Below are 20,846 nucleotides of genomic sequence, written 5' to 3' on the forward strand. Positions count from 1 at the left end.
TTTTATATATCGACGGGCTAGTTATATTGTTTATCGAGCTCTTCTAATAAAAGGAGGATTTCAGCAATCACTGCATAAAGCTGCGGAGGAATTGAATCTCCAAGATCAATGTCTAAAAGATGGCTGACCAATGACTCATCCTCCTGCAGATGGATATCATTTTTCTTAGCCGTTTCAATAATCCTTCTGGCTACTTCCCCAGTTCCCTGAGCGACTAACTGCGGGGCCTCTCCATTTTGTTCTTCGTACCTGATGACGGCAGCGGTCGGTCCATTCATCTTTTTACGGTTCATTTGATTGAAATATTGCTGTCTCATATCGTTATGTCATACCCCTTTTTCGTAAAGGCTGTTTGGACTGTTGGACTTGCCTCTCGTTCTGAGCTCTTCGTTTCCACGGTCATCGGTTTAAATTGAACCGAGCCAATCGAATAACCAATTTCCTTGAACCGATCAAGCGATGAATCCGATATCCGAGTCATTGATTGCTGTAAATCTTCCTTATCACTTTTAAAGGTTAGGAACAAATTTCGATTGGTTGCCGTCAGCGAAATCCCAATCTCACCAAGCCGCTTGGTCTCCATCACAAAGTAAAGGCTGCAGTTCTCCCAATCAATTTGATCCTTATCAGATTGAGAGTTTACAAATACTTTCACATTCTCAACTTCCTTATGAAGTAAAAGCGGAAGCTGCATGGCCAGATTCTGCATACCGGATGAGTCAGGCTTAGCTAGAAGCTGCTGACCGGTTAGATTTTGAACAGCCTGTTCCACCTGCTGAGCCAGCTTCGGATTAAGCTGGTCAGATTGCAAGATCGAAAGCAGAGAGGATTTTACAGTTTGCGGCATTTCAGGCTGTTTTCCATTCAAAAAAGATTTCGCCACCTCATGTTCATTCATCATCCCAAGTTTCCGAATCAGCTCCAGCACATTACGTCCAGACTGCTCTGGCTTTGCACCTTGAGTAAATACATCTTCACCGACATTACTCGTCACGCCTGCCACAAAATGCTTAACTTTAACATCAGACGGTTTAAACAAAAGACCTTCTACGGATGCTTTAACTTCCTTCACGATCTGGTTCGCCTCAGGTAGCTTCCCGCTCATAAGCAAATTCTTTGCTTCCTGCAATCTGCTGCTAGACTGCAGGAGCTTCTTCTCCGTCGACATATCGGTATAAAGCATGAATTCACCCTTTAAAATAGCTTGATCCAGCTGCTTAATGGTAGATTCCAGAACCTGCTTAACCTGGGGCTGTTTTTGCTCCATCATTTGGATAGACTGATCCAAATTTCTCGTAATCTCTCTTTTTATATGTATAAAATCGATCGTAAGCTGGGATAGCTTTTTACTAATTTCAGTAACGATCACATCTTTTGATGAGAGATTTAGCCCCTGGATGATCTGATTGATTGCATTCTGCTCAGATTCGGTTAATGAGTTGGCCGGTTTTACATCCATTACTTTTGGGTTTTCCTCCTGCATGATTGATAATGCCGTCATCAGTTCTTTGCGCGCTGACAATTCTCTACCCTTGGACACAAGCTCTGTTGCCTTTTCAACTGCTCCTGTCAGACGTTCAATACCTTCGAATAGTTTGGCAGAGTCACCACTCAGAAATTCTGTTGCTTTTGCCAATACCATCGCCATGGAAGAATCCTTTTGAACACTTTTCATCAAATCCATTACTTCCTTGCCATGAACAGAAACCTCCATATTCACTGGAGTGACTGCTCCCTTGCTTTTATCAATGATGGAAAGAGTTTGAATTAAAGCTTCTTTACCAGCCAGCAGCGATTTTAAGATGGCACTCTTTTCGGCTTGAGAAAGGTCCGGTGAATCCTTTATAAATTTCATCACCTGTTCAGTGATTTTGGCAGAATCCTGCTGGTGTATGATGGCTGATTTTAAATCGCGGATTGTAGTTGTCGGCACATGAATAGGTGGTGTAGAAACCCTCGAAATCTCCGGAAGCTCTTTGCCAATTTCACTGACCATCTTCCCAATTGATTCACCATGTAAGGCAGAGTGAATTGCTTTCAAATGTGGCATGCGTACCTCTAACTGACGCTCCGCCAAAGCCGTAATGGTAGCTAATTTTTGCTCCACTGTCCCCGCCTCTGTGTTCATAAAGCGCTGAATCGTCTGTAAACTATCTTTAGAAAGCGGATAACCTTTTTCCTGCAAAATTTGCACAGCCTGACGGAAGTCTTTATTAGATGCATCAACACCGGCCGCTTTCAGAATCTCTTCAACCTTGGTAGGAGCCTGGCCTTCTGCTGCGGGCTGACTTGTTGAAAGAGTTTTAACCGTTAATTGGTCATTGTTAATTGCTGTAATCTCAACTTGAGCCTTGTTCTGTGCCGGTACTCCATTTTCAAACGCCATGCTCATCTCTTTCCCTTTTAAAGAAACAACAGCTGTATTAACGGATACCCGTTCTTTAATGGTTACAGACTGAATCTGTCCAACTGAATATTGATTGCTTTTTCCGTTTAAGCTATGCCCCGAATGGATTGCTTGAATCTGCATTGCGTTCACTCTCCGTCCAAATTCCTTATTCTTTTTATCGGTAAATTGCCTACAAATATTAGTTTGTGATAAAGAAATAGACACAATTTCCTAGTTTGCCTAAGCACTAATATTCGTTAAAAAGAACAAAAATTTCTTAATATACAACAAAACGCTTGCTATGACAGAAATAATCGGCAATAATGGGTATAAATAACACATAAGGGTTTTTAATCAAAATGGAAGAAGGATGAGAAATGAAAAGGGGTAAAAGTATCCATATACTGAATGGCTTACTAGTTGTATTAATCATATTTAACATCTATTCTTTCATAACTGGAAGATTACAAGGATTGAACTTAGCCATTCTTGGATCTGTGCAAATTCTCATGATTGGTATTATTAATAGTGTGCATCACATGTGGATCACTCATATAAAAGATCAGGATATAGTCGAATAAATAGAAGAAAAGGGCCGAAAGATGAACAATTCTCTTCATCTTTCAGCCCTTCTTTATTAGAATCAGGCATGTCCTCCTGAGGTATATTGCTTTCGTCTATTGAGTTGAATGGCCTGCTTCCATGTATCACGAAACTCCAAAACCAATTCCTCCGCCTCGTCCAACATAGCAGGATCATTTTTAGTATTCGCCTCTATCAACCGACTGTTGATATAATCATACATCGCCATCATATTTTGAGAGATTGCCATATCCATATTTAAAGTGATTCGTAATTCACTAATGATATTTTGCGCCTTTAGAAGATTCTCATGTCTGGCCTGGATTTGTTTCGACTCCATCGCAACTCGTGCAGCTTTAATAAATTTCAGGCATCCATTATACAGCATAAGCGTTAATTCTCCCGGTGAAGCAGTGGTAACAGTATTCGTTTGATAAGCCTGATACGGATTTTGTATTGCCATTTATACGTACACTCCTTTTTATTAACCAGTCGCAAACATCGATGATAAATATCCTGATTGGCTGTTTGCCTGTTGAATTGCTTTTTCCATCGCAGTGAATTGTTTATAGTAGCGATTCTCTACCTGGACTAGCCTGTCCTCAAATCGACTAATACGATCATCAATATTGGTTAAATCTCTTCCCATCGTAAACGTAGCATTGGTCGACAATGAGGTTCCCGCTCTTGCCTTCAGCTGGTCAGTAGCTGCAGATATATTTTTCTGCAGCTTTGATAGAATTCCATCCTCCGAAGCAAATAAAGCTTCTACACTTTCAGGATCATCCTCTAAAGCCTGTTTTAATTTGGTTTCATTGATTTCGAGTTTACCGCCTGCCATGTAATCAGAGGTTGTCGTGATTCCGATGCTGCTTAAGGATGAATACATACCTGTTGATGTATTAACCGAGCTATAAAAGCTCCCCCGCATGGAATCTAAAGCTCCATTTAAAATAGAATCATTGCGCAGCATTCCTGTCTTCGCAATATTTTCCCATTTCTCAATCTCTTTTTCACTCAAGCTATCACGTTCATCATCTGTTAAAGGTAAATAGTTTCGGTTACGTTCCTCGCTGACCTTACTTTGGATTGTTGCAATTAATTCATTGTATTTATCTACAAAGCCCTTTATGTTGTCGTACACTTTAGTAGTATCATTGTTAATTCCAACCGTAACCGCTTCAGTAAATTCACTCTTAAGCGTGAATGTGACACCATTCATAGTGAATGTGTTACTTGCCCGCTGAGTCTCTAAACCATTAATTTTTAATAACGCATTGGAACCTGCTTTGTAATCAGCTGAAGTCAATTGAAGGGCTTGAGCTAATGATGAATTATCTATTTGAATATCCTTCAAATCTGTGGAAAAGGTACCTGTTTCTTTTCTTGTCATAGATATTTTGTCTGTAAATGAATCATAGAACATGTTTAATCCAAGCTTTGATGAATTCACTTTACTGATTACGTTATCCAGAGATTGATCAGAAGTAATGAAGAATGTTTCACTCATCTCTCCACTTGAGGTTGTAGTCTTCATGTTCATGGCAGTATATTTTTTCGTATACTCAGCCTCTATTTCTATATCCTCACTTGCAGCAGTTTTAAGATCAACCTTACCTGTTTTAAAATTTACCGTACCAGATATAGTACCAACACTAAAGTCTCCATTTTCGTCAACCGTAACAGATTTACCCCCAACTTTCAGGGTCATAGACCCTTCATTAATGGCTACTTTAGAAAGTTGAAAGCTTGTGGCATCTTTAGCTATAGAGATTTTTTCTACCTTTTTATTGGTTACATAGTTTACTTCGATGGCTGACCCTGATGCAGGTATATTATTTTCGAATGTAATAATTCCTTTATCAATTGAATAATTTCTAACGTCCTTACCATCGGCATCCTTCGAATATTGCTCCAACACTTTTCCTGCCACTTTTATTTGAACCTGATCATTTTGAATAGCTACAGTGTCAGGTAATTTAAGATCAATGGATGACCCGTTGGCCGTAAACTTCTGTGTTTCAACCACACCGGATTTCCAATCAATAGCAGAAGAAAAGCTGCCCGACATGGATTCTAGGGGTTTACTGGAATCTATTTTAGGATTTGTACCGGACAATACTTTAGTTGTAAGAGAAGCCGCTTTGGCCAGCTTAACATCGGATAATTGATAACTGGTTGCGCTCGCGCCAGATGTTGCGGTGGCTGTAACCGCTGCATCATTCGTACTGCTTGTCGTTCTGGAACGATAGGAAGAACTCAGCTTCATGTTCAATACATCTTGGCGAAAATTCGTTAACAGTGTATTGATAGAACGGTAATCATCACGTTTCCACTCAAGTGTCTGTTTATTTTGTTTTAATTTATCTAAAGGGATTCTTTCAGCCTGCATTAGCTGTTTAACCATTGTATCTGTATCTATGCCACTAGCTAAACCGGAAATACGCATTCTTTCACATCCTTAAACTTTTCTATCTACAAACAAAGCCATGTTCTCTACCATAGCTGCATACATATCAAGCATCTTCTTTGGAGGAATTTCACGTAGCACATTGCCTGTTACATCATCAACCACGGTTACATAATATTCATTTAGATCCTCGTGAAGCTCGAATTTTAAAGACGCATGCATCGGTCCTATAAATTTATTCATAGCTTCCATCGTTTCTGTAAGCTTCTCTTTCATTTGTACATCTGTCATAGGTGACTGTTCTTGTTGAGGAATAACGTTCTGAACCATAGCCTGCTCTTTTATAGGAACAGAACTTTTAGTAAAAGACTGTGGAGCCAAATGACCAATATCAGCCGAAATACCATTCACCATCTCGCACCTCCAACTATTCAGTTCACTGTTATTAGGTATATCGGTAGGATGGGGGAGATTTTAAGGAAGGAAGGGATAATTAAATGAAGATAAAAATGCGAATCTCTTAGAGCATTCAATTTTGAAGATTATGTCGCAGTTGATTCGTTCATGAAGGCTTACCATACACTCTTTACTTTAAATTAAAAAATCCGGCTTTCCATTAGGAAAAACCGAATTTTCATTATAATTAACGAAGAAGTTGAAGAACTCCTTGTGGTTGTTGGTTAGCTTGAGCCAACATTGCTTGCGCTGCTTGAGAAAGGATAGAATTTTTAGTTTGTTCCATCATTTCTTTCGCCATATCTACGTCACGGATACGAGATTCCGCAGCTGTTAGGTTTTCAGACGCTGTTCCTAAATTATTAATTGTGTGCTCTAGGCGATTTTGATTCGCTCCAAGGTTAGAACGTGCTGCAGAAACTTTTGAGATTGCTGCATCTACCAATGCGATATCTGTATCAAAAGAAGTACCATCTGCTACTATAGTTTTAACAGTTAATGCTGTAGAATCATACCCCGCTTTAGCATCTTTTGTTCCAGAATTAATAGCTATAGTATGTTGTTGCCCTTTATTTGCTCCAATTTGTAAATTTGCAGAATAATTACCATCTAATAATTTTTTTCCGTTAAATTGTGTGCGTTCTGCAATACCGTCTAACTCATCATTTAGTTGTCCAATTTCATCTTGAATAGCTTTAAGATCATCCGCTTCAAGAGTCCCAGCATTTCCTGATTGAACAACTAATTCACGCTGACGTTGTAAAATAGAATGCGTTTCATTAAGCGCTCCCTCAGCAGTTTGAATTAATGAAATACCATCTTGTGAGTTTTTAGCCGCTTGGTCTAAACCACGAACTTGACTGCGCATTTTTTCAGAGATTGAAAGACCAGCTGCGTCATCCCCAGCTTTATTAATACGCATACCAGAAGCCAATTTCTCCATTGATCCAGCTTGTGCATTTGTTGCTGCACCTAACTGACGGTGTGTGTTTAATGCTGTGATATTGTGATTGATAATCATTTAATTTTCCTCCTTGGAATGTGTAGGTGGACTTCCTTTTCCACCTGATAGATTTTAAATTTATATATTAATGGAAACTGGCCCGTTGCCTAGGATGGGGGGTTCCAGTAATAACGAGATTAAAAAAGACGGGCGGTTCTGAAACTGGGATGCTTCCTGCATCGTAGTTTAGTACCGCTCGTCCATGAGCAAATAGGTATCTATTTGTTTTGTTGGTTATCTAATAGTTCCCCACGCGTAATTTTTACGTGTTTGGGGGCATCAATAGCTAAGCGAAGGTGTCCATCTTCACTTTTAACGACCTTTACAGTGATGTCATCACCAATTTTTATAAATTCACCAGGTCTTCTACCAAGTACTAGCATAGTTGTGGTCCTCCTCCTTGAGAAAAGTGATCAGTTTGTAAGACCCCCATAGAGAACATTACCCTCCTTATGCTTTAGTACACATAAAAAAGTAAACATCCCCTATCTCACATTCGCGTCCTGCGAAGATTCAATAAGAAATATTTACTCGTCCTGAGTATTCAGTATGAAATTTTTTCGGGTTGTTTCTCTTACATAATCTATATCGGAAACTTATTTTAACATTTAATAGTTTTAATATAAAATTTTAACATTTTTTATAATAAAAAAATCGGAACCCATAGAGAATTCCGATTTCGATAGATTTAACGTAGCAATTGAAGCACATTTTGCGGTGTTTGGTTAGCCTGCGCAAGCATTGCTTGAGCTGCTTGAGATAGAATGGATGATCTTGTTTGCTCCATCATTTCTTTCGCCATATCCACGTCACGAATACGAGATTCAGCAGCTGTCAAATTCTCTGCAGCATTGTCCAAGTTCGCAATAGAATGCTCTAATCGGTTTTGGTATGCACCAAGCTTAGAACGTCCAGTAGAAATCTTAGCAATATTCTCATCTAAAGTAGCAATTGCTGCCTCTGCCCCAGTTTGATTGCTGATATCAGCATCTGCAATTGCTGCTTGAATATCATCTAATTTCACGCTAGTTAAATCAACTTGGATAACTTGATCTTTATTCGCACCAACATGCATAGATAGAACACCTGCATTACCAGCAGTACCATCAAGTAATTTTTGTTTATTGAATTCTGTATCAGTATTAATACGTCCAACTTCTGTAGCCAAGGCATCAAACTCATCTTTCAAAGCTGCTCTGTCTTCTGCAATGTTAGTATCGTTCGCAGATTGCACGGCCAATTCACGCATACGTTGAGTAATTGAATGTACCTCGTTAAGAGCACCTTCAGCTGTTTGGATCAAAGAAATACCATCTTGAGCGTTACGAGAAGATTGCTCTAATCCGCGGATTTGACCTCGCATTTTTTCGGAAATAGATAGACCAGCTGCGTCATCTCCGGCACGGTTTATACGAAGACCTGAAGACAATTTTTCCATTGAACTGGATTGTGCGTTGTTCGCTACACCAAATTGGCGGTGCGTATTGATTGCTGCGATATTGTGATTGATAATCATAATAAAAAATCCTCCCTGATTTAACGGATCACGTCCATGTGGTCCTTTTTTGTGTATAAGAGATTAAAAGCGGCCGTCTCTCCTTCTCTTGTACACTATTTGTATCGGGTGATTTCAATCGCTCTCTATGAGTCTTTCGTCCTATTTTTAGAGTTATTAATCAAATCTCCAATATTAACCGTAACCTCCGCTGCTTCTACATTTTCATGCTGAATTTCCTCAAATAGTTCCTTTCGATAGACGTCGACTTGCTTTGGGGCTTTAATGCCAAGCTTAACCTGATCGCCCTGTACAGAAACAACTGTAATTTCAATATCGGAACCGATTAATATGGATTCATCTTTTTTCCTCGATAGAATAAGCATGCTTTACTCCCCCTTGCTTTCTACTTTTGGAAATAAAGGTGTTCTAGTTTGGTAGTTTGTTTGATTCAGAATGATTTGTTTTCCTTTACCCTTCTTCGTATCCATAATAAGCGGAGCCTGAAGATTAATCGTTGACTCCTCGAATGGCTCCTTCGCTGTCACAATCGAAAACACCGTAATATGTTCCTCTGTTACCCCTAATGATTCCACAATTTCATCATCTAATTTAAATTCATAATCAGGGTAGGTTAGGAACGGACTTGTAACCACGAAAGCTAGATTCGGTGTCTTCACAGATTGAAGCACAAAGAATGATTGATCATCTGTTAAAAGAAGCAGCACAAATTTCTGTTCGTTCGGAAAGCCGGGAATACCTTCATCAAAGGTAATGATAACTTTTTCTTCGATCACTTGCTCACCATGATATTTTGTTGTCAGCTTCACGTTAGCTTCACCCCTATAGTTTCATTTCGAATGGATTTTGATTAGCTATAAAAAATTCAAGAGATTGATATTGTTTCATGTAATAGCTTATACTGCCTGGAATAATTAATCGTTGGCTGATGGGTTTGTACCTGAATATTCACCTTCTGAGGCTGTATATCTGTTCGATCGATACATCTGCAATCTGTTGTTCAATCGATTGATTAATACGTTTGATTTGGTAGCCGAGCTGCGCTGATGTTGAGTTCATTTGTAATTGGGCAATGGACATGGATAGTCTCTCCTCCTCAAAACATACAAAAAGAGTTGACCCAATTGGCCACTGGGCGCTTCTTGAGTCAACTCATCTTTTTTATCGTAAGAAATCAACCAGGCTTGGCTGAATGATGCTCGCTCCCATTTGTAAAGCAGCTCTGTGCACACTTTCCTGCGTAATAAAATCCGTATAGACCTTTTCCATGTCTACATCTTCATTTTCGCTCAGTACCTTTTTCGCCAATACCTCCTGGTTATCTATTCTGGATTCCAATAGCTCCAGGCGATTATAGCGGGCGCCAAGGTCGGAGCGTTCCGCTGAAAAGGCAGTGACCAAACCATCGAATTTCTGGAGTAAAGAATCAAGATCCATATCATCCGCTGATAATTCGCTCTCAATCTCTCCGATTGTATTAAATAATTCCTGACTGAATAGCTGAGAAGGATCTGCATTTGCCTTCAATTGAATTCCTCTTGATACTTCCACCAGATAGGGATCATTCTCTGAATTGACCACGACACCATTTGCATCGGAGGTAACAGGTGCTGTATTCACACTCGTTCCATTAAAAATATAACGGCCGGCAACCTGCGTATTCGCTACGGATACTAAGTCCTCTTTCAGCTGAGCGATTTCCTTTGCGATGGCTTCCCGGTCGGTGGTTTCGTTTGTATCATTTTTTGCCTGAATCATCAATTCACGGATACGTTGAAAACTTTTGTTACCCTGATCCATCGAAGCCTCTGAGTTATCCATCCAAAGATAAACTTCCGATAAATTGCGCTTATATTGCTCTACTTCATTCAGGCTTGTCCGATAATACATCCCCTTTTGCGCAATCACTGGATCATCGGAGGCCTTTGTAATCTTTTTACCTGTTGATAGCTGTTCAAGATACTGCGCCATCGATCCATAACTCTTATTGATATTCAGCAAAGAATTGGCTGCAACCATACTTTGTGTGACTCTCATACGTATTCACCTACCTGCCACCGACGCCAAGGCCGTTGATTATTTTATCAAGACATTCATCAATCATCGTAATCATTCGTGCGGATGCATTATATGCCTGCTGATATTGAACCATATTGGTCATTTCTTCATCCAATGAAACTGCACTGACGGAAGAACGTCGGTCGCTGACATTCTGCAGCAGGGTCGCACTGTTCACAGATAATCGATCCGCCTGCTCCGTTTTAACCGCCAATGTCCCTATGACACTTTGCAGGTAAGCGCCTAAACTTTCTTTTTCAGCAGCTGGAGAAGTGTCAGCTAATGCATCCCTATAATTGAACTTTTCATAAAAGACATCCGCAAGCTTCAATAGATTGCTTGCATCACCGTCATTAGGAGTAGCAACGGACGCATTGGCAATATAATCATAGCTTTCTTTTATTTCATCGGATATTCGAATACGGCTGGCAAAGCCTTTGACGTTCTGAGGCTCCGCATTATTCTCATCAGCAAAGAATAGAATATCCTCATTAAAATCTTCTATCTTCGCAGCTGGATCACTCTCGAGAGCTGTTTTCCAGGCTGCAAGCTCCTTCGCACTCAGACCTTCCTTATGAACCTTATTAAACTCTGTCGCAAAGGTATAAGCCATATGATCAAGTTCTTTGAGCATATCTGGCAAATCCCCCGCCAACTCTCCTTCTGCATTTGTATATCCGTATGTTTGCAAAAGGGACAGCAGCTTGCCCTCTGAAATAAAATCAGCTGAAGTTACTGCATTCCCACCAATTGATATGCTATCCATAGCGCCATCCTCCCCATTAAACGTTAGAGTAATAGGGTTAACTGCAGTAGAATCAATCAAAGTCATCGGTTCAGCAGTGCCATTGTTAAGCTTTATGACCGCCGATCCCATTGCCTGGGCCTCTGAATTGCCGCCGTTTTTCACATAATCGACCTTGATATTCATCATGGAGGAAAGCTCATCAATCAACAGATCACGAGAATCGTATAAATCATTCGGCAAATAGCCATGCGGTTCAATCGCTGCAATTTGTTTATTAAGCTGGTCGATGCTTCCCAGCATGCTATTGGCCTTTTCAACCGTCACATCCAATTCATTCTTCAAATCGGAGCGGACCATATTTAGGGAGCTGCTCAGATAGGTAAACGTATCCGCCAGCGCAATTCCTCGTTCACGTACTACAGCTTTACCACCTGAGTTGACAGAATTGGTGGCCAAGTCCTGTATGGATTGCCAAAATGAATCAACGGAATCACTAAGGCCTGTTCCCTTAAGCTCGTCCATGACATCCTCTATTTTGCTTAACCCTTCCGCTCTCCCCGTCCAATACCCCAGCTTCGTGCTTTCGCTTCTATATTGAACATCCAAAAAGCTTTCACGAACCCGCTGAATTGAGCCCGCTTTAACACCGGTACCCATTTGACCAGGAATTTGTTCGCGGTTCATACCCGGGTTTGGGTAAGCCGTTTCCGCTGCCATGTTAACCCGTTGGCGTGAATATCCGAGTGTATTGGCATTGGCAACGTTTTGGCCCACTACATATAAAGCTGCCTGCTGAGTCGTCAGTCCGCGCCTGGCTGTTTCTAACCCATGAAAGGTTGATGTCATAAATGCTCCCCCTGTTTCTTTTTAGGCCTTCGAATCAAATAGCGATTTACTTGGTTTTCTTGCACCCTCTGGATCCTGTGGCCTGTCGTATGTATAGCTCTCATTCTCTGGTAACATAAGATTTAAATTCAGATTCACAAATTGAAGAGATTGATAGATTAACTGCTGATTTAATTCATTCCGCTCTTTTAAACTCATAATCTCTTCTCGCAATTCACCGCCCAGGCTGGTAAGTTCTGTTCGCACGTTTTCCGAAGCATATTGAATACATTCTGATAAGAGTGCGGTTCCATTCTGCACGCCCTTTTCTCTAAGAAAGGCATGTACATCACTCTGCCGCACATTCTCAAGCCGTTCAATCGCAACGACTAGCTTCCTCTCATGAACAAGCAGGCTGATTAACGACTTTAACTCTTCTGCTTTAATGACCTCTGTTTTTTCCTGAGCCATTTTGTTCAATTCTCTGTGCAGATCGACCAGCTGCTGAAGGGTTTGAATGATAGATTGAGCTGACATTAATTAGTTCACCCCATATAAAAAAAGAAAGCCAGTACAAGCCTCATACTGGCTTCAGGTTTAGTTTTTTGAGTAAAAATCCAATACGCCTTTTGCTGTTTCATTGACATTCACTTGATAGGTGCCGTTCTCTACCTGTTTTTTAATTTCGTCTATTTTAGCCTGACGCTCAACTTCTACACTCGATAGCTGTTGCAATTCTTTCGCTTTACTGGAAATTTCCACTTTATCGGCAAGCTGAGAAGGCTTCATGGAGGTATCGGCTTTATTAACTGCCTTTTGGTACGGATTTACGCCATATTGATTAAGATGATTAATTTTCATTTCGCGTTCCTCACTTTCCCTTCCGTCACACTAGCTTCCAAGGTCTATGGTGATCTTATAATTTGAGTCATATTACAAATGTCTCAGGCAGATCATCAAGAAGATCTTTATGCTTATCTACTGTTAGTATCGACAACAAGGGGGATTTGTTTACTGTCTGTGATGAAAATTATGACATACAGAAAAGCAATATTCAAAAAGGAATTAACAGGTCTAAATACTTATTTTTTAGTGCGTTTTTCGGTAATAGGTCATTTGGCGCTCACGTTCCTCTATCTCTTTATAGAGTACCTCATCCCGTTCATGCCTCACAAGGTCTGCCTGAAGATCATCCCTGCAGTCTGCACAAAAGCGGCCCTCGCGAATGAGGGAACCGCAATGCTCACAGGCATAGCCCAAATTAGGGTTGGATGTAATACGCAGCTTTCCACTCCTGATAAATCTCATTAATAAAGATTTATAGCAGCTCTCACATACATCTCTGAATTGATTTTTCACGATTAGAGCCTGGCAAGTCGGACAGTTGGTCAATTCATTCATATTCTTTACCTCCTCAGGAAATGCTCTTAGATTTCTTATCGGATATTCTCTTCGAAGATAAAGATTATCGTGCAATCGTCAAAGAAATGATACTTTTTGCCCCCGCCTCCTTTAAAAGGGCACCAGCATGCCTTAAGGTGGAGCCTGTCGTATAAATATCATCGAGTATAAGAATCGTTTTATCCTGAAAATCCAGGGCTTTAGAATGAATACGAAAGACCTGTTCAGTATGGATACGCTCATACCGACTCTTCTTAGACTGTTTTTCACCATGTACACGAACCAGCCCATGTTCCAATATCATTCCAGCCATCATACCGATTGCTTCAGCCTGATTAAACCCACGCTCGTTCAGGCGCTCGTCACTCAGCGGAATCGGAATGACAAAATGAGCCTTCGGCGCTTTTTTACGCAGTTCGGCAGCAAATATACGTGCCAATTCATAATCACCCCGATATTTAAATCGGGCAATCACATCCTTCATAAACGGATTATAGGTATATAAGGAGACATTATAATCAAGTGCTTGGCCAAACATGGGATCCACCAGCCATTCTTCACAATCCGGACATTTGTCCCCCGTCTGAAGCGGTTTACAGCAAATCACACACGAATTCCCCTGAATCGGAATAAGTCTGGAGCGACAGGCCAGACATAGCAAATCGTCCTCCTCCAAAAAGAAGATATTCGCCCAGCCTGCACTCTCACGAATTGGGCTGTGACAATAAAGACAAAGCGATGATTGGAAAATCTTCAATCCAGTAGCCCCCTTTTAGCAGCTTCCCTATTCATTTGGTTGATTTGCTGGATCGCATCTAGCATGGCATTTGTTTTTCCATAATGAAAAAATACACAATCACCGCGAGGATGGTCCTTACTTCTGCCAACCCGTCCGGTAATTTGGACGAGTGCTGACTCGGTAAAAATTTCATCCTCAGCCCCGATCACCGCTACATTCAATTTAGGAATCGTAACGCCTCTTTCCAATATCGTGGTTGTCAGTAAGCCCTGAATCTCACCTCTGCGCAGCTTCATTATTTTATCTTTACGTTCCGCATCCTCTGCATGGACAGAAAGTATTTCAGGCGCATAGCCTTGAAAGAGAGGAAGGGCTCTTTCCATTAAGGCAATATTCGGGAAAAAAATAAGAAAGGGCTTCTTGCACTCGATAGCAGCTTTGAGCCAATATACGAGAGGATTGGGGAGTTTATTTTTCTGAATGGAGGATTGCCAGTTTCCAACCCATTTCATAGTGGGGACAGGAATAGGGTGTCTGTGAAAACGGGCAGGGAGGAGAATTCCATTTCTTATACCCTGTTGAAATTCGAGCTGCCACTGTTTTGAAGGCGTTGCCGTCAAATAAATAACAGCAGCATCTTTCTTACAGGCCTTTTGAACCGCATATTGGAGATGAGGATCAAAGGAATATGGGAATGCATCTACTTCATCAATAATCATCACATTAAAAGCATCGGCATAACGCATCAGCTGGTGAGTAGTCGATAAGACAAATGGAGCAAAAAGCTGTTTTTCTTGACTGTCACCATAGAGGGCGACGATCGGAATATCTGGAAATACCCTGCGAAGCCTTGGAGCAAGCTCAAGGATAACATCTGTACGAGGAGTTGCCAGGCAAACTCGTTTGCCTGAGAAAAGAGCTTCTTCTATACCGGCAAAGATCATCTCTGTCTTCCCGGCTCCGCATACTGCCCAAATGAGTAAATCCATTTGATTTCGGACAGCTTCCATGATTTTTTCTGAAGCCTCCTTTTGGGACAAGGAAAGCAAACCATCCCAACGAAGCCGAGCTAACTCAGGACTCCAGCCAAGATTTTCCCCCTTCCACCCAAAAAGAGTAGAACAGGAGCTGATTCGGCCCATCATAATACAATGGCGGCAATACAGACAGTTTTCACCACACGCACTGTGGGGGAATGTTGCAAACAAACGGGAATCCGTATTGCCGCAGCGTCTGCATATACCATTCTCAATCCCTCTCACAGAATAAATTTGTTCATTTAAATCCAATTGTTCCTTTAATTCATTTGGAATTTCAGTTATGAGGAGTTCTTTACCAATGAGGAGCTGTTGCAGAGATATAGGTGAGGATCCTGTTGAGTGTCTGGATGCTTTCACGTTCAAATTGAAAACCTCCTTTTAAATAAAAAGGGGCGGCCAAACAGCCAAGCCCCATATTACTAGTTAATTATATCGTTTTGTCCAGCCAAGTCCCGTTGCTCCCTGGCCTAAGTGAGTACTAATAACTGCGCCAAAATAGCTTAGTCTAAATTCCGCTTCAGGGAATTTCTCTTTTAGCTCATTTAACATTTCAGTCGCTTCCTCTTCAATATTGCCATGGATTAAAACAGCCTGAAGAGGCTCACCTTTTTTATATTCCTGCTCAAAAAGCTCGACTATACGTTTTAATGCCTTTTTCTTCGTACGGATTTTTTCAAAAGGGACAATCACTTTGTTTTCAAAATGCAGGATTGGCTTCACTTGAAGCAAGCTGCCAATTAGAGCTGCAGCGCCATTTAAGCGGCCGCCCCTTTGCAGGTTGGATAGATCGTCTACCATGAAGTAAGCATTAGATGATTCGCGGAGTTCATGCAAGCGTGCGATGATTTCATCAGGATGTTTGCCTTCCTTCGCCATTTTGGCTGCTTCGAGTACAAATAATCCCTGAATCATGCAAGTGATCTCGGAGTCAAAAGCATAAACCTTAATGTCATCTACCATTTCTCCAGCTGTAATAGCACCTTGATAGGTACCGCTAATTCCACTCGATAAATGGATACTGATCACAGCATCATAGTCCTTCGCAAGCTCTTCATATTTTTCAACGAATTTTCCGGTTGCTGGCTGTGAGGTCGTTGGAAGCATATCCAAACGCTCGACCATTTCATAAAAGTCAGAAGCAGTTATTTCATTCTCCTCCTGATACACTTCATCTCCAAACACTACACTTAGCGGAATCATATGTATATCATATTGCGTTCGCAGGTCTTTTGGTATATAAGCTGTACTATCTGTAACTATTGCAGTTCTCATTATTGAAAACCATCCTTATTATTGAGATTTTCCTTATTATCTTCTCCATTTTAAATCATAATCAGTCTGTTTGCATTACATTGGTTAAAATGGTAATTTTTAAACTTTTCAATCTATATTTTTTTACCCAAAATCAGCAAATCTCTTTGCACTCCATCTAATTCTGCTACACTAGGCAAATGAGCCCATTCTTCAAATCCAAATTGCTTAAATAGACGTATGCTTGGCTCATTATGGGCAAAAATAAATCCCAGCAATGTATGAATCCTGAGGATGGGAGCATTCTTAATTGCATAGTCTAAAAATTTTGCTCCTATTCCTTTTTTTCGATAAGCCGGGTCAATATAGATACTGATTTCAGCAGTAGCTTGATAAGCAGGTCGTCCATAGAAATCCTGAAAACTGAGCCACCCTATAATCATACCATCATTTTCCATAACCCATAAAGGCCTTTTCTCAGAGGTATGATTCAAAAACCACTCCAAGCGACTTCCTACATCCACCATTTCCGTGTCAGCTGTCACCATTCTGCTCTGAATAGTAGAATTATAAATTTCAACGATGCGTGCTAAATCCTTCTCTTTAGCATCTCTAATTGTATACGGTTGATTCACAATATCTCCTCTCCTACCCTAATCTTTATTAAAAACTTTAACAAAATATGAAAAATGTATATACACTATTGAAAAAAAATATATAAACTGACAGTTTGACAGAATCCATCCCGATTAAAAAAGCACCAACCAATTGGTCGGCGCTTAAATCTATCATCTATTATAATCTAACTTCAACCCAGCCGTTTTTAATCGCATATACAACCGCCTGAGTACGATCATTTACATTCATCTTTTGAAGGATATTACTTACATGATTTTTAACGGTCTTCTCGCTGATAAATAAAGTCTCACCGATTCCTCTATTACTTTTGCCATCAGCCAATAATTGAAGGACCTCGCACTCACGTCTTGTCAGCAAATGCAATGGACGGCGAATCTCGACATTCATGACATTATCGCCATTTGCTGCTTCATCCGTTGCCAATCTTCTGTAATCACGTACTAGATTATGAGTAACCTTCGGATGCAGGTAGGAACCACCATCTGCAACGACTTTAACAGCGTCAATCAAGGCATCCGCATCCATTTCCTTTAATAAATAGCCGCGGGCACCTGTTTTTAAAGCATGGGTTACGTAGTTTTCATCGTCATGAATTGAAAGCATAATTACTCTGGAATCCGGAAATTTCTCAATCAACTGGCCTGTTGCCTCAACCCCGTTGACGTTTGGCATATTGATATCCATGATGATAACATCCGGATGATATGTATCAACAATTGAGATCGCCTCGCTGCCATCGTCCCCCTCAGCGATTACCGAGAAAGAAGATTCGAAATCGAGAATCCGTTTAACCCCTTCGCGAAATAATTGATGATCATCTATGATTGCAATTGTAGTTGTCATTATCTCTCATCCCCCATCTTTTTACAGTAAGTAGTCATTATCCTAATTATATTCTTGACTACTAGTAAACTCCAAACATTTACAATAAATATAACTAAAAAACTATTTTATAAAAAAATTACACAATTATTGATGCCTTTAATGGAATTTGAATATAGACAAGCGTACCTCCACCCACACTTGATTGAATGGTCATTTCTCCTTCAAGTGTCTCAACACGCTCATTCATTCCCATGATTCCAAAGGAACCTTCCTTTTGTTTATGCGGCTCAAATCCACGGCCATTATCCCGTACAGTCAATGTCCCTTTATCATTCAAAAGTTCCAGTTTAACCTGAATCAGGCTGGCATTCGCATGTTTGATTGCATTTTGGACTGCTTCCTGGGCAAGCCTGAATAACGCAACTTCATAATTCGGCTCAAGTCTTTTTTCCTGTCCATAAATCTGAAATTTAAAATCAATCTCTGAATTGTATTCACCAATGGTTTGCAAATACTTACGCAGAGTCGGGATAAGCCCAAGATCATCCAAGGCCATAGGCCGCAGGTCATAGATAATTCGCCTAACCTCAGCCAGCGCACTCCGAACCATCTGCTTCAGAGATTTTATTTCCAGCAACGCTTCCTCAGGACCGCGTTCCCTGAATATCCGCTCCGTTAAATCTGAACGGACCATCACATTGGCAAGCATTTGTGCAGGACCGTCATGAATTTCACGAGAAAGCTTTTTGCGCTCGGCTTCCTGGGCCTCAATGATTTTAAAGCCAAAGTCCTGTTTCTGTTTATACATATCGAGAACCTCAGACACGTCCTGCAGGTCACTTGTTAAATAATGCAGAACAACCGTGATTTGCGAAACGAGATTCTCAGCTCTATCAATAGTTTCCTTTAGATTAATGAGCCTTCTTTCAAGGTCATCTCGACGTTTACGGAGCTGTTTTTCCAGCTCTCTGTTCATGGTCAGGTCAACCTGATACGTATGTGCCTGTTCATAGGCTGCCCTCACTTGTACCTCCGTAAATTCCTTGAAACGGGAGGAAACATCTGATAAGCATTTACGGGATTCACGCGCCTTTTGATCAAGCTCATCCCCATCAGCAATGACCTTCAGCACCATTGTTTTAACAGATTCTAATTCAGAAGAAAGTTGAGCAAATTCATGCTGACAGTGTTCCCCTATTTCATATATTTCTCCCTTACTATTGTCCACGGTACTGATCATATGATTAAGGATGTTATCGAGTGCCTTTCCATCCAGCTTAGGTACCCGCATAATCTTACCTCCTGTTTGACGCAAAAGAATCCTCCGCTTCTTCTGTACCAATTCATATAAAATAGTTCGGTCTTCACGAATTTCCTTTGTGGGTGTTTTTAGAAATTATTGGGTAAATAAGTTAATATACCAGTGAAATACTACATAATAGTTAAATTATAGCACGATTACCAGTATTTTTTTTACTTTTTACTATTTCACATCTCCATCACAGCATATTACTCTTCTGTAATAAAGATGTCGTACGAACCGAATAATAAAGTATACTAGAAGGGATATAAAGAGAAAGGCGGCAGTTTAAATGCTGAATTCATATAAAACAGTAAAGGGATATGGCGAATCTGAACAAATCATCCAAAAGTCACGCTTTATTGCCTATGTGAATCGCGTGGAATCAGAGGAAGAAGCCATACAATTTATTCAATCAATCAAGAAAAAGCACTGGGATGCGACCCATAATTGTTCAGCCTATATGATCGGTGAAAATGACCTCATCCAAAAAGCCAATGATGATGGTGAACCTAGCGGCACAGCCGGTGTCCCTATTCTCGAAGTCATTAAGAAAAAGGGCTTGAAGGACACTGCGGTGGTTGTGACACGCTATTTCGGAGGAATTAAACTTGGGGCTGGCGGATTAATCCGCGCATACGGCGGAGCAGCTTCTGAAGGAATTAACGCAACCGGTGTGGTGGAAAGAAGATTAATGCGCATCATGAAGTCCACGTTCGATTATACACTTCTCGGGAAAATTGAAAATGAACTTCGAAATTCGCACTATTCCATTAAAGAAATTCATTATCTGGACCGAGTCATGATTGAATCCTACGCAGAGGAAGACGCAAAGGAAGCCTTCATAGACTGGATGACGGATTTATCAAATGGACAGGCATCCATAGAAGAAGGCGAAATGCTATACCTCGAGCATGACCTCTAATTCTAAAAGAACTCAATTCCCCCTTCTTTGTCTAAAATCTTAGGAAAAAAGTTTAGTTTTATCGACAAAATACAACAAGAATTATAGTTGCAATTAGGTAAAATGAATCAATACGAAATTGGACAAAGAAGGGGTTATTTATGAAAAGAGTATACCAGGTTCTATTCAGCCTCACGGTACTCGTTGTCTGTCTATTGGCAACCTCCTTATCGGCAGAGGCACACGTGAAAAAAATATCCACTCCTGTTTTAACTCAGGAAATCCACAACATCTTCAGCACAGATTCTTCAAACTGTATACGCCATGAAATAATTTTCAATTCTATTAAAATTTAGGCCAACTTCCCCGCTAACTTTAATCATAGCAACCTAATGCAAAATAACTAAGCCAAAATACAACCCACACTTTTTATTAACTCGACAATTAGCCACTAAAAACAATTTTTATAGAAAAGAATCCATATTAAAGTCTATTAAAAAGATCCAAAGTATAACTATTAAAATAGTTAAATATTACCATATTTATCCGATATAATAAATAGGGGATTATTGTAATTAATGCATTTAAACTAGGGGGATATTGAATGAGGAATTCATTAATTAAAGGAATTAGTGCCTTTATTGTATTTTTGTTTTGTTTCATGGTTTCCACTGCCAATGTAAACGCTGCGGAAACATTACAAAAAACAGAACAATGCTCAAAAAGGCGGTATAAAATTATTCAGTACTGCGGATGAGAA

General features: G+C 40.3%; 25 protein-coding genes. 3 read left to right on the top strand and 22 right to left on the bottom strand.

Annotation, left to right across the window (positions count from 1 at the left end):
* Window positions 1-17: 17 nt before the first annotated feature.
* Together AC4G3O_RS12425 and AC4G3O_RS12430 are read right to left on the bottom strand one after the other, a co-directional pair.
* The gene (locus AC4G3O_RS12425) at window positions 18-317 is read right to left on the bottom strand and encodes an EscU/YscU/HrcU family type III secretion system export apparatus switch protein (RefSeq protein WP_140461800.1); all 300 of its coding nucleotides are present in this window, start codon (window positions 315-317) and stop codon (window positions 18-20) included.
* Complete coding sequence (locus tag AC4G3O_RS12430) at window positions 314-2,530, bottom strand: hypothetical protein (RefSeq protein WP_491136244.1); 2,217 nt, start codon at window positions 2,528-2,530, stop codon at window positions 314-316. Before AC4G3O_RS12430 ends, AC4G3O_RS12425 begins: the two co-directional genes overlap by 4 nt.
* 236 nt (window positions 2,531-2,766) lie before the next feature.
* On the opposite strand from AC4G3O_RS12430, the gene AC4G3O_RS12435 reads away from it, so the two are divergent.
* Complete coding sequence (locus tag AC4G3O_RS12435; RefSeq protein ID WP_066106052.1) at window positions 2,767-2,970, top strand: hypothetical protein; 204 nt, start codon at window positions 2,767-2,769, stop codon at window positions 2,968-2,970.
* A 62-nt stretch (window positions 2,971-3,032) separates the two neighbouring features.
* Here the strand turns inward: AC4G3O_RS12435 and fliS are convergent, their stop codons facing one another.
* From fliS to AC4G3O_RS12535, 20 genes are all read right to left on the bottom strand, one after another.
* Window positions 3,033-3,434, bottom strand: a complete 402-nt coding sequence (gene fliS / locus AC4G3O_RS12440; RefSeq protein WP_066106049.1) for a flagellar export chaperone FliS — start codon at window positions 3,432-3,434, stop codon at window positions 3,033-3,035.
* Between the two features lie 21 nt (window positions 3,435-3,455).
* A complete protein-coding gene (gene fliD / locus AC4G3O_RS12445; protein WP_491136245.1) occupies window positions 3,456-5,420 on the bottom strand; it encodes a flagellar filament capping protein FliD in 1,965 nt (654 codons plus the stop codon).
* Between the two features lie 12 nt (window positions 5,421-5,432).
* Window positions 5,433-5,795, bottom strand: coding sequence for a flagellar protein FlaG (flaG, locus tag AC4G3O_RS12450; RefSeq protein WP_491136246.1), 363 nt, complete (start codon window positions 5,793-5,795; stop codon window positions 5,433-5,435).
* A 229-nt stretch (window positions 5,796-6,024) separates the two neighbouring features.
* Window positions 6,025-6,858 carry a flagellin Hag gene (gene hag, locus AC4G3O_RS12455; RefSeq protein WP_491136247.1) on the bottom strand — a complete coding sequence of 278 codons (834 nt, stop codon included), beginning with the start codon at window positions 6,856-6,858 and terminating at the stop codon, window positions 6,025-6,027.
* A gap of 200 nt (window positions 6,859-7,058) precedes the next feature.
* Entirely contained in the window at window positions 7,059-7,223 is a 165-nt protein-coding gene (locus tag AC4G3O_RS12460) for a carbon storage regulator (protein ID WP_066106037.1), read from the bottom strand.
* Window positions 7,224-7,528: 305 nt separating this feature from the next.
* Complete coding sequence (locus tag AC4G3O_RS12465; protein WP_066106034.1) at window positions 7,529-8,356, bottom strand: flagellin N-terminal helical domain-containing protein; 828 nt, start codon at window positions 8,354-8,356, stop codon at window positions 7,529-7,531.
* Between the two features lie 125 nt (window positions 8,357-8,481).
* Entirely contained in the window at window positions 8,482-8,721 is a 240-nt protein-coding gene (gene csrA, locus AC4G3O_RS12470) for a carbon storage regulator CsrA (protein ID WP_066106032.1), read from the bottom strand.
* 3 nt (window positions 8,722-8,724) lie between these two features.
* Window positions 8,725-9,165 (bottom strand): flagellar assembly protein FliW, encoded by a 441-nt coding sequence (gene fliW, locus AC4G3O_RS12475; protein WP_066106029.1) that lies wholly within the window; start codon window positions 9,163-9,165, stop codon window positions 8,725-8,727.
* A 139-nt stretch (window positions 9,166-9,304) separates the two neighbouring features.
* Window positions 9,305-9,436: a hypothetical protein gene (locus AC4G3O_RS12480; protein WP_302621341.1), complete on the bottom strand. Its 132-nt coding sequence runs from the start codon at window positions 9,434-9,436 to the stop codon at window positions 9,305-9,307.
* An 81-nt stretch (window positions 9,437-9,517) separates the two neighbouring features.
* Window positions 9,518-10,393, bottom strand: coding sequence for a flagellar hook-associated protein FlgL (gene flgL / locus AC4G3O_RS12485; protein WP_491136248.1), 876 nt, complete (start codon window positions 10,391-10,393; stop codon window positions 9,518-9,520).
* A gap of 10 nt (window positions 10,394-10,403) precedes the next feature.
* Window positions 10,404-12,008 carry a flagellar hook-associated protein FlgK gene (flgK, locus tag AC4G3O_RS12490; RefSeq protein ID WP_491136249.1) on the bottom strand — a complete coding sequence of 535 codons (1,605 nt, stop codon included), beginning with the start codon at window positions 12,006-12,008 and terminating at the stop codon, window positions 10,404-10,406.
* A gap of 21 nt (window positions 12,009-12,029) precedes the next feature.
* On the bottom strand, window positions 12,030-12,524 hold the full coding sequence (locus AC4G3O_RS12495) for a flagellar protein FlgN (RefSeq protein ID WP_491136250.1): 495 nt from the start codon (window positions 12,522-12,524) through the stop codon (window positions 12,030-12,032).
* A 60-nt stretch (window positions 12,525-12,584) separates the two neighbouring features.
* Window positions 12,585-12,848 carry a flagellar biosynthesis anti-sigma factor FlgM gene (flgM, locus tag AC4G3O_RS12500; protein WP_490552643.1) on the bottom strand — a complete coding sequence of 88 codons (264 nt, stop codon included), beginning with the start codon at window positions 12,846-12,848 and terminating at the stop codon, window positions 12,585-12,587.
* Between the two features lie 228 nt (window positions 12,849-13,076).
* On the bottom strand, window positions 13,077-13,388 hold the full coding sequence (locus AC4G3O_RS12505; protein ID WP_491136251.1) for a TIGR03826 family flagellar region protein: 312 nt from the start codon (window positions 13,386-13,388) through the stop codon (window positions 13,077-13,079).
* Window positions 13,389-13,452: 64 nt separating this feature from the next.
* Window positions 13,453-14,145, bottom strand: coding sequence for a ComFC family protein (locus AC4G3O_RS12510; RefSeq protein ID WP_491136252.1), 693 nt, complete (start codon window positions 14,143-14,145; stop codon window positions 13,453-13,455).
* Entirely contained in the window at window positions 14,142-15,524 is a 1,383-nt protein-coding gene (locus AC4G3O_RS12515; protein ID WP_491136369.1) for an ATP-dependent helicase ComFA, read from the bottom strand. The genes AC4G3O_RS12510 and AC4G3O_RS12515 overlap by 4 nt, the downstream gene beginning before the upstream one ends.
* 66 nt (window positions 15,525-15,590) lie before the next feature.
* Entirely contained in the window at window positions 15,591-16,439 is an 849-nt protein-coding gene (locus AC4G3O_RS12520; RefSeq protein WP_066106009.1) for a DegV family protein, read from the bottom strand.
* A gap of 113 nt (window positions 16,440-16,552) precedes the next feature.
* Window positions 16,553-17,053, bottom strand: coding sequence for a GNAT family N-acetyltransferase (locus AC4G3O_RS12525; RefSeq protein WP_077248102.1), 501 nt, complete (start codon window positions 17,051-17,053; stop codon window positions 16,553-16,555).
* A 160-nt stretch (window positions 17,054-17,213) separates the two neighbouring features.
* On the bottom strand, window positions 17,214-17,900 hold the full coding sequence (locus AC4G3O_RS12530) for a response regulator (protein WP_066106006.1): 687 nt from the start codon (window positions 17,898-17,900) through the stop codon (window positions 17,214-17,216).
* 118 nt (window positions 17,901-18,018) lie between these two features.
* Window positions 18,019-19,173 carry a sensor histidine kinase gene (locus tag AC4G3O_RS12535; RefSeq protein ID WP_066106003.1) on the bottom strand — a complete coding sequence of 385 codons (1,155 nt, stop codon included), beginning with the start codon at window positions 19,171-19,173 and terminating at the stop codon, window positions 18,019-18,021.
* 301 nt (window positions 19,174-19,474) lie between these two features.
* Between AC4G3O_RS12535 and AC4G3O_RS12540 the strand changes: the two genes are divergently transcribed.
* Both AC4G3O_RS12540 and AC4G3O_RS12545 read left to right on the top strand, forming a co-directional pair.
* A complete protein-coding gene (locus tag AC4G3O_RS12540; protein WP_066106000.1) occupies window positions 19,475-20,107 on the top strand; it encodes a YigZ family protein in 633 nt (210 codons plus the stop codon).
* 583 nt (window positions 20,108-20,690) lie between these two features.
* Entirely contained in the window at window positions 20,691-20,843 is a 153-nt protein-coding gene (locus AC4G3O_RS12545; protein ID WP_491136253.1) for a hypothetical protein, read from the top strand.
* Window positions 20,844-20,846: the final 3 nt, after the last annotated feature.

It is taken from the genome of Bacillus sp. z14 (2026), assembly GCF_058313575.1.